Consider the following 15,334-nt stretch of genomic DNA (forward strand, 5'->3'; position numbering starts at 1 on the left):
CTCCCCGGTGTGACATTGCCGCGCCCCATTCGATAATAATTCGCATTAGTATCGTTTAAACGAGCGGGCCGACTTTTCGATTTAGGGACTTTTTCAATGGCTGCCCGGCACTCATTCACCTCGGTGCTGCTCAACGAACTGCGCATACCACGGGTGTGTGGCGAGCAAATGCTCATGGCTGCCGCAGCCGCTGACACTGCCGCCTTCCAGCACCAGGATCTGGTCGGCATCGCGCACCAGCGTCGGGTTGTGCGACACCAACACCAAGGTGCGCCTACCGTGCAGCGCCTGCAGGCTGCGATTGACCCGTGCCTCGCTGCGCGCATCGAGGCTGGCGGTGGGTTCATCCAGCAGCAGGACCGGCGCCTGTGACAGCAACGCACGCGCCAGGCCAACCCGTTGCCGTTGGCCGCCGGACAGCAATGCCCCGCCCGGCCCCACTTCACTGTGCCAACCCTCCGGCAGGCGGCTGAGGACGTCGTCCAGTGCAGCGTCCCGGGCGGCTTGCTGCAATTGCGCGGGCGTGGCGTGCGGCCGCGCCATGCTCACGTTCCACAGCAGGCTGCCGGCGAACAGGCCGCTGTCCTGGAACACCTGGGTCATGTGCTGGGCCAGGGTGTGTTCGCTTATCTGGCGGATGTCCACCTGGCCGAGGCGCACTTGCCCGGTCTGCGGGTCCATGCCGCGGCCCAGCAAGGCCAGCAAGGTGCTTTTGCCCGCCCCCGAGGGCCCGACGATTGCCGTGAACGTGCCCGCCGCGCAATGCACATCGAGGTCCTTAAGCAGGTGCTCGCCCGCCTCGCCGAAGCTGTTCAGGCGCTGCCCTTCCAGGCTCGCATCCTGCGGTTGCTCACCGGGTTGCGGGCTGTGCAACGTCGGCGCCGCCAACACCGCCAAGACTTGCGAGAGCGCCTGCCAGGCCATGCGCAGGGCCTGGTCCAGATACGCCAATTGCGACAGCGGCTCGATAAAGCGCACCAGCAGCACCAGCACCGCCACCAGCAGCGCGCCAGATAAATGCCCCGCGGCCACCGCCAGCACGCCGCCTGCCAGCACCAGCGCAAACACCATCTGCACCGCGGCGGCAAACCCAAGGCCGGCGGGCAGCCCCCGGCGATTAAGCTTGCGCGTCGCCTGGTGCTGCTCATGCAGCGCCTCGCGCAGGGCCCGTTGGCCCAGGCTGGCGTCGCCGGCACTGCGGATCAACGCCTGTTGCTGCGCGAACGCCTGCAGCAGCCGCGCGGCGTGGCGGTCCACGGCCTGACGCTGTTGCTCAAGATCCAGGCTGCGCCGCCCGGCCCAACGTAAAAGGCCGAACAGCGGCAGGTACGCCAGCGCCAACACCAGCGCCACACGCGGCTCGATGAAGAACAGTCCCAGCACCACCACCGTTGGCGTCACCAGCGCGGTGACCAACGGTGCCAGCAGGTGCGCGGGAATGCCCATGCTGTTGAACACCGGCCCGCTCACCAGCCCTTCCAGTTGGCCTCGACGGGTCAGCGGCAGGCGCGGCAAGTGTTGCACCAACTGCCAGACCAGGCCCGCAGCCAACCCGGCACCGGCCAGATAACCACGGCGCTGCGCGACGTAACTGACGCCCGCCTGCAGCAGCGTCAACCCCAGCAGCACCAGCACACTCGACTGCAGGTTCTGGTGCTCGAACCAGGCCAGTATCAACGGCACCAGCGCCAAGCCCGCCAAGCCATCGAGGACGGCGGCCAGCAGCATCCACACCAAGGCGCCGCGCAGCGCGCGCCGGGCGAGGTCGGGCAAATGACGCAACAGCGAAACAACACTCATGACACAGGCTCCAGTTGATCGGCGTTCGAGGTTTGCTCGTTCCAGAGCTGTCGGTAGAGGCCGTCCATGGCCAACAGGTCCGCATGGCGCCCGCGTTGCACGATGCGCCCGTCACTGAGCACCAGAATCTGCTCGGCATGGCGGATCGTTTCCAGGCGATGGGCGATGATCAGCCGCGTACGCCCGGCCGCGTCGTTGTGCAGGGCGGCGCGCAGTGCGCGCTCGGTGTGCGGGTCGGTGGCGGACGTGGGTTCATCCAGCAACATGATCGGCGCAGGCGACAGCAGCGCCCGCGCAATCGCCAGGCGCTGTAACTCGCCACCGGACAAGCGCACGTCTTCGTCCACCACGCTGGCGTAGCCCTTGGGCAACCCCATGATCCAGGCGTCCAGGCAAGCGGCCTTGGCAACGCGGCGAACCTGCGCGTGACTGGCGTCGGGTTGATACAACGCGATGTTCTGCGCCAGCGACAGGCGCAACGCACCCGCCTGCTGGAACACCAGCGCCAGGTGCTGTTGCAGCGCACGACTGGCGATCTGCCGAACATCCACCCCGCCCACGCGGACTTGCCCGCTGTCCACGTCCATAAAGCGTGCGATCAACCCGGCCAGGGTGCTTTTACCCGCTCCCGATGGCCCCACCAGCGCGGTCGTGGTGCCGGGTTCCAGGCGCAACGTAATCGAGTTGAGGACCGGCACGTCACCGTGGGAGAAATTCACCTCAAGCATCTCCACGCTGGCATCCCTGGGCAATTGCGGCGCCTCGGGCTCGGCCAGCGGTGGCGTGGTCAAAACGGCCTGCAAACGCCGGGCACTTTCGCCTGCCGAGTTCAGCGCATCAAAACCGTGCCCCATCGCCAGCACCGGCGCCGCCATGGCACGCACCAACAATAAAAAGCCGCAGACTTGCGCCGCTCCCACATCCGCCACCCCGATCAACAACGCGCCAAGCACCACCCAGGCCAACAGCCACGGCGCGCTCAGCAGCACCTGGATCAACGCCGCCAAGTGTCCTGCACGGCTTACCCAGTGGCTGAAGCGCTGATCAAACTGCTGCACCGCCTCCTGCACACGGCGATGAATACCCGCATCCGGAAATTGCCGGACCAGGCCGAGGTTGCTTGCAAACTGGCTGTAGTCGCTGAACAGGCGCTGGATCGCGCCGTTTCGCTGCGCCACCGCTTCGCGGTAATGCGCCGAGCCCAGGCGCCAATAACCCAGCGCCCCCAACGCCAGCGGCAGCAAGCACCAGAGCGCCAGACCGCTGTTGCTCCACAGCAGATACCCGAAGGTCGCCAGGGGGATCAGCAACAGGTTGACCAAGTCGGTCGGCGCATGCCCAACCAACTGATGCAGCGCCCGCACATCCTGCTCGGCATAACGGGTCACGCCCTCCGGCCCCAGCCGTGCGAACCAGCCCAGCGGCAGCCGCTGCAGATGCTCGGCGAGGCGCACGCGCAGGCGGTCGCAGAGGTCGGCATCCACCTGATGAGTCAGGTGCAGCGCCAGGGTCTGGCCACACAACCACACGGCAGATGCCAGCACCGCCAGCACCACCCAGGCCATGGCCGACGCCGCCAGCGGCGGCGCCTGGCGCAGGCTGTCGGCCAAGTGCGCCAGCGCGATCAGTGGCAGCAGCGAACAGATCCCCGCGACCGCCTGCAACGCGACCGCCAGGTATAAGCGCCCACGAAACGGGCGCAGGATTTCGCGCAGAGGGCTCATCGAATGCACTCCAGCGCCTGGGCCAGGTTGGCGGCGGGCAATGTCTGCGCCGGCTGCTGCGGAAAACCGATGGTTGCCGTCACCTGCTGCCACAGCCCGACCACTTCCAGGCTGCGCTGCTGCAGACGCGCCAGGCCAACACCGGTGATCAAAGGTTGCAGCGCGCTGGCGGCGGCGGCCGGCCAGATGCTGCGGTAAACCTGCGCCCAATCCGGCGCGGCGGCCTCCAGCACCTCGGCGCAGGGCAACGGCTGGCCGGCCAACGGGCCGAACAGGTCGAACACGCCCTCGGCGTGCTCCTGCGGCGCGCGCACGGCGGGCATCCACAGCAGCGGCCCGTGGGGCGACGCCAGTAACAGCGTGCCGCTGTCGGTGGCGATGCTCAGGCGCTGCAACATCTGCATGCGCCCGTCATCATTGGCGGCCAGTTCGTTGAGCACGCGCAGCGACACCGGCACCTGCGCCATCACCAGGCTGATATCGCGCCAGGCCGAGAGTGCCGGCGCCACACAGTCCACGGACCACGGCCCCACCGACTCCAGCAGCGCCGCCAACACGTCCAGCGTCGCGTAGCAGACTTGCACTGCGCAGCTGGCCTCGATATGCCGGATGCCCTGCTGGCGATGCAGCTGCCGCGCCAGTTCGATAAAGCGCGCCACGCACGGCAGCTGCGGGTAAAAACTGTTGAGCAGGCAGCGCAGTTGCAGGCGGCTCGCCGTGCGCAGCACCTCGTGCAGTTCCTGGGGCAACAGCGGATGCTCGATCAACACATGCATGCCGCGCTCCATCAGCGCTTGTGCCACGGCCGGGCCCTGCTCTCCCCGTGCGGCACCGCCCACCGCGACGCACGCCAGGCGCGTGTCGGTCGGCACTTGTTCAAGGGCGTCGAAACTCGGCACTTCCAGATACCGCGCCAGCGCTTGGGATCGCCGACTGCCCTGCCCCAGCACGCCGACCAGCTCCAAGTGCTCGGCGGCGGCAACCCCAGCCGCATAGAACTGGCCGAAGCGCGAGCCCACCACCAGGGTTTTCAATGCGAACGTCATGGATGTTCCTCCAGCAAATAACGACTCAGCCCGGCGTTCAGGCATTCAAAGTGATTGCCGCGCAGCGTGTGTACCGTCAACGGTGCGAGCGACGCCGCCTGCCACCAGGCCTGCAAACTGGCGTGATGATCGGGGATCATCGGGTTGGCAACACTGGGCACAAACAGGCGGATGGCGCCCACATACGGCGCGCCGTCGCTGTAGTGACTGGCGTGAACGGAATGCACAAACACGCGATACAGCTGCTCATCGGCCATGCCTTGCGCCGCCGCGAGCACGCGGGCCTTGAGCAAGCCCACATCCAGGTTCAGCCCCGCCGGGGCTTGCAGTTGTTCGGCAGACGGCAAGCCGAGCGCCGCACCGTCCAGCCCGAGGGTGGCGGCGAAGCTGTAGAGCATCAGCACTTCATCGTCGACCAGATACGGAATGCGGTAGCTGGACACAATGTCCACTTGGCGCACCTCAGCGCCCAGTTGCAGCAAAGCCTTGGCCAGCTCCAGGGTCACCAGCCCGCCGGAGCAGTAACCGAGCAGATCGAAGCTGCGCCGGCCGCTGTCCCACAGCGCCTGGGCGTAGCGCTTGCCCAAGGTCGCGTTGACATGCTCGGCAGGCAGGCGCAGATAGTCGTCGCTGTCGTGCACCGCCAGCCCCAGCAACGGGCCGCTACCGGCCAGTTCAGCGATCAACGCGCGGTACGGCAACAAGGTGCCGAGCCCTTCATGCACCAGCACACGTGCGGTGCCTTCGCCGCCGACCAACTCCGTCAACGCGTCCACACGCAGGCGCCCACCCAGCGGCGCCCGGCGCGTATCCGGCACTGGCGCCGCCGTCGTCGCCGTCGGCGCTTCACTGCTCGATTCACTGCGCAAACGCTGGGCCAGGCCTTGCGGGGTCGGCTGGCTCAGCGCCCACCGCAACAAACGGTCGAAGGGTTGCGCCTGCGCCAGCGGTTCCTGTTCGCGCAGCCCCGCGATCAACTGCGCGATGAGCAGCGAGTCGCCGCCGGCCGCAAAGAAATCCTGATCCGGAGACAGACCACTGCAATCAAGCACCCGCTCCCAGTGCGTGATCAAGCGCTGCACCAGTTCATCGGCGACATCGACCTTCGCGCGCTGCACCGACTGCAGTTGCCGTTGCTCGGCCTGGGTGATGAGGGCGCGGCGGTCGATCTTGCCATTGGCCGTGACCGGCAACCGGTCGAGCACCCGCACCTGCGCCGGCACCATGTAACGCGGCACTCGCTCGGCGATAAATGCCAGCAAGGTGTCTGTGCTGAGCAATGGGCGGTCGGTTTTCACGCGGGCGACCAGCACGTCGTAGCCCAACAGCTTCAACACGCTGTCGGCGGGCGCCAGCGACTCAGCCTGATCGCCGGCCTCGCTGTTCAGCCACGCCAGCCACTGGGCGGTGTGCACAAACAGTTGCCCATTGGTCGCGCGCACATCCACGGGCGTCTCCATCATCAGGCTTTGGCTGATGCTGATTTCGCGGTGTTCACGCGTCAGTTCCTGAATCACCAGCCACGCATCGGCCTGCAGCAGTTGGCGTAAACCGGCCAACAGGCGCGGTGTGTCGAGGGCATTGTTCAATGCACCGGAACTGAGCAGCAGGTCCAGGGACCCGGCCGGCAACCCTTGTTCACAGGCGGGTTTGTTCATGTCGAACGGCATGAAACGCACCCACGGATACGCCGCAAAACGCTCGCGGGCCGCGTTGAGGAAGTAGCTCGACACGTCGGAAAACACGTAGTCGATCTGCACCTCGGCCGCCACCCACGGTGCCAGCGCCGGAATAATCAGCGCACTCGCCGCACCGGTGCCGGCGCCCACTTCGAGGATGCGCCAGCGCCGCTGGCCCTGACGCGCGACAATCGCGCTCACCGCCTCGGCCATCGCCCGGTGCAATACCTGGGCGTGTTGACCGCGGCTGTACATGGCCTCGGCAATGTGCGCCGAACCCTGCGGAAACATCAGGCTGGCCGGGCTCAGGCGCCCGTCGAGTTGCTCGGCCAGGCGGGTCGCGCTGCCGCGCAGGTAATCCACCAGGGCTGCCGACCACAGAGCGGCCGGTGCCAGCCGGGCGAACTGCGCCCACGCCTGCGCTTGATCGAAAACAGCGACCTGACAGCGCCAGCCATCACCGTCGGTTTGCAGATAGCCGCTCTCGACCAGCAGCGTCAGCCAATGTCGCAACAGGCGATGCTGGCCGGGTTGAAGCTTCAACGCCTGGCACAGCGACGCAAATGCCAGGTGCTGGCCTGGCAGCAGCAAACCGCTGCCCGCCAGCCAGTGCAGCAGCGAAGCGTCCGCCGCGCGGTCCAGCGCGAGCAATGCCGCCTCGATGTCGGCACGCGGGCCGAAATCGGCTTGCTCAAGGGTGTGGCGCGCCGGGCGCAGGACCTCGTGCAGCTCATCGCGCAGCTGTGGCGCCGGCGCGCCGGTGTGCAGGGTGACGAAGCTGCATAAAGACCGCTCGTGACGCTCGCCCAGCAACACCGTGGTACTCGCGGCAATCTGCGGGTGGGCCAGCCAGCCCGCGTCGATTTCAGCCAGCTCGATGCGGTGGCCGCGAATCTTCACCTGATCGTCCTGGCGGCCAAGAAACTCGATCAGGCCATCGCCATTGAGGTAGCGCCCCTGGTCGCCGGTGCGATACAGGCGGCGCCCGCTGGCATGCGTGATAAAACGTTCGGCGCTGCGTTGCGGGTCTTCGGCGTAGCCCAGGGCCAGGCCAAGGCCGCCGATATGGATCTCGCCGCGCACGCCCACCGGGCATTGGCGGCCGAGGGTGTCGAGCACTTCCAGGGTCTGGTGTTTCAGGGCGCGCCCGTAAGGAATGCTTGGCAAGGCGGTGTCCGCCGGGCGAATGCGATGCTCCACCGACCAGATCGCCGCTTCGGTGGCGCCGCCCAGGCTGAACAGTTGGCTGTCGGGCCAGCGCTGCCACCAACGGGTGGGCAACGTGGTGGGAATCCAGTCCCCCGACCACATGACACACCGCGGCCCGGGAATTGTTGCCGGCTCGGTCTCCAGGTAATCCACCAGCATCTGCCCTTGCGCCGGCACCGAGTTCCACAGGGTGATGCCGTGCTCCTGCATCAATTGCGCCCAGTGCGAAGGGTCGGCGCCGCGTTCCGGATCAGGCAGGACCACGTGCGCGCCGACGGCCGTGGCGCCGAAAAAGTCGTACACCGACAGGTCAAAACTCAACTCGGCCAGGCCCAGCACGCAGTCGTCGGCGTTCACCGCGTAGCGTTGGTTGATATCGTCAAGGGTGTTGACCACCGCGCCGTGGCTGAGCATCACGCCCTTGGGCGTGCCCGTGGAGCCAGAGGTGTAGATGATGTAGGCCAGCGCCTCGGCCGCCACCCCTACCGGCTCGCAGGTTGGCCAACGAGGGTCGGGCCGGAGGCTGTCGATGGCAATGCGCGGCAGCTCAAGCGCGTCCGGCAATGCCTGCGCGTGCAGGGTGATCACGGCGTCAATGCCAGCGTCGCGCAGGATCGCTTCACGGCGCAGGGCGGGCTGGCGAATGTCCACCGGCACATAGGCCGCGCCCATCTGGGTAATGCCCATGACCGCCATCAGTTGCCAGGCACTTTTGGGCAGCATCACCGCCACCCGCGCACCGCGCTCGACGCCGAGCGCTTCCAGGGCCGCGCGCACGGCCGCGGCGTGTTGGGCCACCTGGCGGTAGCTGTAGCGGCCGTCGCGATCGCTGATCACCGTGGCATCGGGTGTGCGCACGGCCTGTTGAGCGAAGCCGGCGGCGATGTTGCGGGCCGGGGCGCTGGCCTCGATCTGCGGGGTTGCCGCTTGCGCGGGCAACACGATGTCGCCACGCGCCTGCCACAGCTGTGGGTCCGCGGCCAGACGTTGCAGCAGGTCGACATAGGCCTCGAACATCTGTGCGGCCATGCCGTCCGGCAGCACACCGACGCGCACGTCCCAGCCAATCTGCAAGCCGCCGTGCTGGTCGCTGACCTGGCAGTCGATCCACACCTGCGGGGTCTGGCTGATCATGTAGCTGGGCGGCTGCAACAGTCGCCCGGCATCGCCGAGCAAGCGTTCGACGCTGCCGATGCCACTGGTGAACACCACCGGCATCAGGTCGGCGCCACGCCCCTGCACCCGCGCCAGCTCGCGCAATACGTCAACGCCGGTGAAGCGGCTGTGGTCGAGGTCATCAAACAGCTGCGCACCGATACGCCGCGCGCGCTGCACAAAACTTGCGCCCTCGGCGCCGTGCACGGCGAGCAGGCTCAGGGCGGTGAAATCACCGATCACCTGGCCCAGTTGCGGGTGCAGGTTCGGGCGGTTGAGCACCGTGAGGTTCAGGCAAAAGTCCGGGCTTTGGCTCCAGCGGCCGATCACTTCGGCAAATGCGGCCAGGGTCACGCCCGCGGCACTCAGGCCCTGGGCGCTGGCGAGGGAACACAGGGTGTTCCATTGCTCGGTACCGAGCACGCCGTGGTGGTGAATAAAGCGCGTCGAGCCCAGGCCCGCGTGCTCGCTCAGCGGCAGGTCCGGGCGGCCGGGCAAGCTGTCCAGGCGTGCCAGCCACCAGGCTTTGTCGGCGTGCCAGGCGGCGCTGGTGCGCGCGTGTTGTTCGTGCTGCAAATAGTCGCGAAACGTCGCCTCCAGCACCGGCCAATGGCGCGTCGGTTCAAGGTAACGCTGGGTCCATTCCACCAGCAACAGTTGCAGGCTGGCGTAATCAAGCAAGGTGAAATCCACCGAACAATGCACAATCGCCTGCTCGCGACCCAGGCTCACTTCGGGCAGCAGGATCGGCCATTGATCAAGCGCGTGGCAGGCATGGTCCAGGCGTGTACGCAGCGCTTGCAGGTGCGCTTCGAAGGCCTCTGGGCTGGCCTGGCGCAGGTCATGCACCGGCAATGGTTGCCATGCCACCTGGGCCTGCACGCATTGACGGCTGTCGTCTTGCACCACCGCGCGCAGCATCGGGTGGCGTTGCACCAGCGCGTTCCAGGCCTGGGTCAGTTGTTCGGTATCGACATTCGCCGGCCATGGGTATTCGACGTACAAGTGGCACGCATTGCCGCCGTAGTCGAACGCCGGGTTGCGCCCCAGTACGTAGGCGCCCTGCACCGCGCTCAGGGCGAACGGTTGCAGCGCATGTTCCGGCTGCGCCTGCCAGTCCTGCGGCGAGAGATGCACCATCAAGGCCTCACGCTGGGCGCGAATACGCTCGGCCAAGGCCGGGTCCAGCGCGCCTTCGGGGGCGCGAAAATGCAGCTTGCCTGCAGTGGCCCAGAGTTCGATCTGACGCTCACGGCAGAGGTGCAGCAAATCATCCAGGCTCATAACACGCCCTCCTCGATGGCCACGTCGTCACTGCGCAGCAGCAGCGCGGCCATGCCGGCCAGGGTCGGTTGCAGATAAAAGTCGCCCATGCGCAGGCTCACGCCCACCTGTTCACGCACGCTGGCCAGCAAACGAGTTGCCAGCAGGCTGTCGCCGCCAAGGCTGAAAAAACTCGCGTGGGCGCTGTGCACCGGCCGCCCCAGGATGGCTTCCCAACAGGCCGCCAGTGCCAACAGGTCGGTGCTCAATGCGGCGTCTTCGTGGTGGGCAGGCTGGCGGCGTTGCCACGCGTCGCCGAGGTTGGCCTGCAGGCGCGTACGGTCGATTTTGCCGTTGGCATTCAGGGCAAAACGCGGCACGCACCACAGGTGTTCCGGGCGCATCGCCTGGGGCAAACGCTGTTGCAGCCAGTGGTTGAGGCTTTCGCAGGTCAAACCCTCGCTTGTTGCCTGGGCACTCACCAGCACCATCGCGGGGTTTTGCCACAGGCATTCCAAATGGCTGAAGCCGCTCTGGCCGAGCCGTTGCGTCAGCGCTTGAGCGTCCGGCAATACCGGCTCACGCGAATCCAACAATGCCGCACTGACCAGCCGCAATGGCGAGTCGCGCAGCAGGTCTGCCAATAGCAGCTGGCCGTGCGGTTTGAGCAATGCCTGCGCCAGGTTCAAGCCATCGGCCGGCTGGGCGTAGCGGTGCAGCGCCGCGAAGCTGATCACCACGTCGTACTGCGACCAGTGCTCAGCAGGCAATACGCCGTCCACCACCTGCTGGCTCGCCACGCGCTGGCGCTGGCCGGCAGCGGCCGCCAGCAGGCCGGCGCTGGTGTCGAACACAGTCAGTTGCAGGTCGCGTGAGCGTGCGTGGTTCAGCCATTGGTCCAGCAATTGCCCACCGCGCACATCCAGTACCGCCACCTTCAGCGGTGTGGCGTGCTGCTGGAGGGCCCGGCTCATGGCGTCCAGCACCTGACGACCGGCTGGCAGGTTCAAGGCCATGGCCTGGGGCGCCAGCAGCGGGTCGAACAGCACCTGCGCGGCGCCGTCTTCACTGCGCAACAGCACCTGCAATGCGCCGACCATGCGGTGCAGGTCGGCTTCGCGCCAACCCAGCTGCGCCACTGCATCGCTCAGGCTGATGGACTCGACGTAGCCAGCGAGCCACGCGCGCCAGGTGTCGAGCAGCGCACTGGGCGGCGGGTCTTGCAGCAGGCGTTGCAGCAGCTCAGCCGTGACGCGGTGTTCGGCTGCCAGGCTGTCATCCAGCATCGACTGCGCGGGCAGCGCCTGAACCGGCACACAGCCGGCGTTGATCACCACCGCCGCGCCAAGGCTGCCGTGCACCACGGCGGCACAGGCGCTGTCGATCAGCGGATGCGCCGTGAGCGCGGCTTCGATCTCGCCCAACTCGATACGCTGCCCGCGCACTTTAACCTGCTGGTCCATGCGCCCAAGAAACTCAATGGTGCCGTCGCTCCAGAATCGCCCGCGATCGCCGGTGTAATACCAGCGTCCGCGCGCATCACTGCGAAAGCACTGGGCGGTGAGCACCGGGTCATTGCGATAACCACGGGCCAGGCTTGCGCCGCCAATCAGCAGTTGCCCGATCACCTGGTCCGGCACATCACGCCCGGCGGCGTCCACTACGCGGTACGCCTGGCCGGCCAACGGCTTGCCATAAGGGATCGACGGCCAATGCTCGGGCACTTCATCGATGCGTTGCAGGTTCGACCAAATACCCGCCTCGGTCGCGCCGCCCAGGCCGTACACCCGGCACTGCGGTGTGGCGTGGCGGCGCAGGCGTGCGGCAAGGTCCAGGGCGATCCAGTCGCCTGACAGCAAGACCGCCCGCAGGCTTTGGTAGTGACAGTGTTGCGTGCCGATGCTCAGGGCCATCTCCAGCAATGCCGGGGCCGAGTTCCACAGGCTTACGCGGTGCTCGCTGATCAGGTGCGCCCAGCGCAGCGCATCGCGGGTTTCCTCAGGCGGCAGTAACACCAGGCGCGCGCCCTGCCCCAGCACGCCAAACAGGTCATAGACCGAAAGATCGAAATCCAGCGCCGACACGGCCAGCAGGCAGTCGTGCGGCGTGACGCGCAATTCGGCCTGCACCGCGTCAATCGTGTTCAGCGCCGCCGCGTGGCTGACTTCAACACCCTTGGGAATGCCGGTGGAACCGGAGGTGTAGATCACGTACGCGCTGGCCTGCGGCGCGGTCTTTTTCGCGGTGGCCAAGGGCGCGCATTGCGCCAGCCGAGCCGGGTCAAGCCACTGCAATGAACTGCCCGTGGGCGGTTGATCGGCAATCACGCGGGTAATCCCCGCCGCCGACTCGATCAGGCTACGCCGTGCGGGCGGTTGCGCGGTGTCCACCGGCACGTAGCAACCGCCGGCCGCCAGCACGCCGAACACGGCGGCAATCTGCCGAGGTCCGCGCGGCAGGCACACTTCAACGGCTTCGCCCTGGCGCATGCCCGCGTCGAGCAAACCGGCGGCCACGCGCAGGGCGTGCTCGGCCAGCTCTTGATACGTCCAGCGTTGCGCACCACAGATCAGCGCCACCGCGTCGGGTTGTGCGGCGCTTTGGCGGAAAAAGTCATCAAGCAAGCCACGCCCCTGGGCCAGCGGCGGCAGGCTGTTCTGCCGGTCGCGCCGCGCCTGTTGCGCCAGCGGCAACAGCACCGGCTGCGGCTGATTCCAGTCGCTGTCGGCGAGGCGCTGCACCAGTTCGATGTAGGCGGTGAACATGGCCGCCAGCACGCCGTCGGGGAACAGCTCGGTGAGGCTGTCCCAGGCCAGCAGCACACCGTCTTCGACCCGATACAGCTGGTGGTCCAACCACACCTGTGGGGTTTGCGAGAGCATGTCATGCAGGTCGCCGAACACCTCGCGAAAACTCTGCGGCACAAAGCTCGAATCACTCAGGTTGCAGGAAAACACCACCGGCGCCGAACGTGGGTGCCCTTGGCGACGGGCCTCACGCAGCACTTCCAATGCGGGAAACGCTGCGTGGTCGATGGTGGCGTGCAGGTCGCGCTGGAACCGCCGGGCGCCTTCGGCAAACGCTGACTGCGGCGCGTCTTCGCAGGCCACCAGCAGCAAGGTGGTGAAGTCGGCAATCACTTGGTCGACGGCGTGCTGGTCATCGTGGCGATCGAACAACGGCACGTTGAGCAAAAAATTCGGCTGTTCGCTCCAGCGCGCCAAGACCGCATTGAACGCCGTGGCGAAGACGCTGGGCAAGGTCAGGCCGTGGGCAGTCGCCTGGCGTTGCAGACGTTCGGCTTCGGCCGGGCTGAGCACAAACGCCTGACGGCTGAAGCGTGGTGCGCGGATCGACTCTGGCGTACGGGCCAATGGCAATGCCGGGCCATCGGGCAACTGTGCCAGGCGCTGGCACCAGTGTTCGCGGTCACGCTCATACGCGTCGGCGCGCCGCTGGCGGCGCCGGCTCAGGTAATCGGCAAAGTGCAGTGTGGGCGGCGGCGCCAGCGCGGCCGGTGCCTGGTAGGCCTCACCCAGCTGCGCCATCAACAAGCGCAGGCTTTCCACGTCCACGGCCAACAGGTCGACACTCAGCCATACGCGGTCACGGCCGTCTGGCAACTGCACCAGGCCGACCAGCATCACCTGCCCCGCCTCCACCGCCAGGCACTCATGCGAGCGCCAATCACGCAGCGCCTGCCAGGCCTGGTGTGCGGCGGCTGGCGCATGGTCACGCCAGGGTTGGTGATCGAACACCGGCAACGCTGGCGCCGCCAGAATCCGCTGCCGACCGTCATTGAAACTTGCCCGCAACATCGGGTGCCGCGCCTGCACACACTTGACCGCCGCTTCCAGGCGCCGCGGGTCAATGCCCTGGCAATCGAACTCCAGCCACGCGTGGCAACTGATATTGCCCAGCACCTCGTCAGGCCCGCGCCCCAGCCAGTACGCCTGTTGCACGGCGCTCAGTGCAAAGCTGTCATCCGGCGCTGCCAACGGCGCAGCATCGGTTACCCGGTGCTGCGGCACCTGGCCCTGCAACAATTCCAGCCACGCCGCCAGGCAGGGTTGTGCGCTGAGTTGGGCAAAGTCGATGTGCAAGCCGTGACTGCGCAAACGTTCCTGCAGGTACATCAGGCGGATGGAATCGAGCCCGCAGCCGAGGAGGTTTTCCTCATCGCCCAGGTTGTGGATGTCTGCCGTGGTGGCGCCCAGCAACTGGGCGAGGTGTTCGATCAGCCATGTGCGCAGTGAGGGGGTGTCTGCTGTTGTCAGCTCGCTCATGAAAAGCTTCCTGTGACCCGTCTGGATAAAGTCCCTGGCTCACCAAGATGGAAGCCATTCTCAATTGGAACTCTATCGCAAGCAGGTTTTCAGAAAGCGCTCAGGGCTTTAGATGCACGGGCCTTTTCATTCGATTCAGAGACACCGACCCACGCTCAACGGATCTCGCTGGGTGATACGCCGTAGCGTTTACGAAAGGCAATCGAGAAATGCGCCGGGCTGAACCCCACGCCGTAAGCGACGGTGGAGACGTTGCTTTCCTCGTCGCTGAGCATGCGGTGGGCTTCGCTGAGGCGATGCTCGTGCAGGTAGCCGAACACACTGGTGCCAAACACCTTGCGAAAGCCCGCGGTGAGTTTGCGCGGGCTCATGCCCACATGGCTGGCCAGGGCGTTCAGGCTCGGCGGCTCCAGCAACGAGCGCACCAGGCGATCGCGTGCGGCGTGGACACGCTCCACGTCAGAGGAGGTAATGCGCAGCTTTTGTTCCGGCTGACCCCGTTCACCGAGCAAAAATTGCGCGCTCAGGGCAGTCAGCTCCAGCGCTTTGCCACCCAGGTACAACGAACGGCTCGGGCCCTGCATCGGGCACGTCGCAATCTGTGTGGCAAGCGCCTGCATCGCGCGTGGCGCCGGGCGCACCATCATGTACGGGTCGCCGCCACCACTGGTCAACAACTTGCGCGGGGCCATGCCGAGGTGGCGGTCGAGGGATTCCAGGTCCAGTTGCACGATGGTGTAGCGCAGCGGCGTGGAGGTGCCGTAGATCTGCGACGAGGTGAACTCGCCGTCATTGACGATGGTGCACAGGCTGGGCCCCTTGATCGATTGCTCGCTGTGCCCGGGAATGCGGCACGACAACTCACCGCTCTGCACCAGGATCAATTTGAGGCCGCGCTCCAACGGGTCTTCCACCCAGTTTTCGCTCTGTGACCACAGCGTGCCGGTGACCAACGTCATGTGCGGTTCCAGGTAGACCGTGCCGGGTTGGTTGCCCTTGGGTTCGGCCTGCGTCTCTTGGTGGCTGGGAGCGATGATCGTAATAGTCATTGGGTTTTCCCTTGATCCTTTAAGGCCATTACGCGGGGCCTGACCTGAGTGAGGAGGAGGCTTTTAAACCGTAAACCTCCCTGTTTAAAGCCGCTGTGTATTTCATCTAATGAAAAAGTCACA

General features: G+C 66.3%; 6 protein-coding genes. All 6 read right to left on the reverse strand.

Annotated features, from left to right (window positions below):
• Positions 1-111: 111 nt before the first annotated feature.
• The 6 genes from ACM530_RS26285 to ACM530_RS26310 all read right to left on the reverse strand — a co-directional run bounded on the left by ACM530_RS26285 (position 112) and on the right by ACM530_RS26310 (position 15,211).
• Positions 112-1,800 (reverse strand): ABC transporter ATP-binding protein, encoded by a 1,689-nt coding sequence (locus tag ACM530_RS26285; protein WP_416363546.1) that lies wholly within the window; start codon positions 1,798-1,800, stop codon positions 112-114.
• Positions 1,797-3,524, reverse strand: a complete 1,728-nt coding sequence (locus ACM530_RS26290; RefSeq protein ID WP_416363547.1) for an ABC transporter ATP-binding protein — start codon at positions 3,522-3,524, stop codon at positions 1,797-1,799. The genes ACM530_RS26285 and ACM530_RS26290 overlap by 4 nt, the downstream gene beginning before the upstream one ends.
• Positions 3,521-4,570: a Gfo/Idh/MocA family oxidoreductase gene (locus tag ACM530_RS26295; RefSeq protein WP_416363548.1), complete on the reverse strand. Its 1,050-nt coding sequence runs from the start codon at positions 4,568-4,570 to the stop codon at positions 3,521-3,523. The genes ACM530_RS26290 and ACM530_RS26295 overlap by 4 nt, the downstream gene beginning before the upstream one ends.
• Entirely contained in the window at positions 4,567-9,897 is a 5,331-nt protein-coding gene (locus tag ACM530_RS26300) for an amino acid adenylation domain-containing protein (protein WP_416363549.1), read from the reverse strand. Before ACM530_RS26300 ends, ACM530_RS26295 begins: the two co-directional genes overlap by 4 nt.
• Positions 9,894-14,162 (reverse strand): amino acid adenylation domain-containing protein, encoded by a 4,269-nt coding sequence (locus tag ACM530_RS26305; RefSeq protein WP_416363550.1) that lies wholly within the window; start codon positions 14,160-14,162, stop codon positions 9,894-9,896. Before ACM530_RS26305 ends, ACM530_RS26300 begins: the two co-directional genes overlap by 4 nt.
• A gap of 155 nt (positions 14,163-14,317) precedes the next feature.
• Positions 14,318-15,211 carry a helix-turn-helix transcriptional regulator gene (locus ACM530_RS26310; RefSeq protein WP_145160513.1) on the reverse strand — a complete coding sequence of 298 codons (894 nt, stop codon included), beginning with the start codon at positions 15,209-15,211 and terminating at the stop codon, positions 14,318-14,320.
• Positions 15,212-15,334 lie beyond the last annotated feature (123 nt).

The organism is Pseudomonas sp. NFX183 (assembly GCF_047943075.1).
GTDB lineage: Bacteria > Pseudomonadota > Gammaproteobacteria > Pseudomonadales > Pseudomonadaceae > Aquipseudomonas.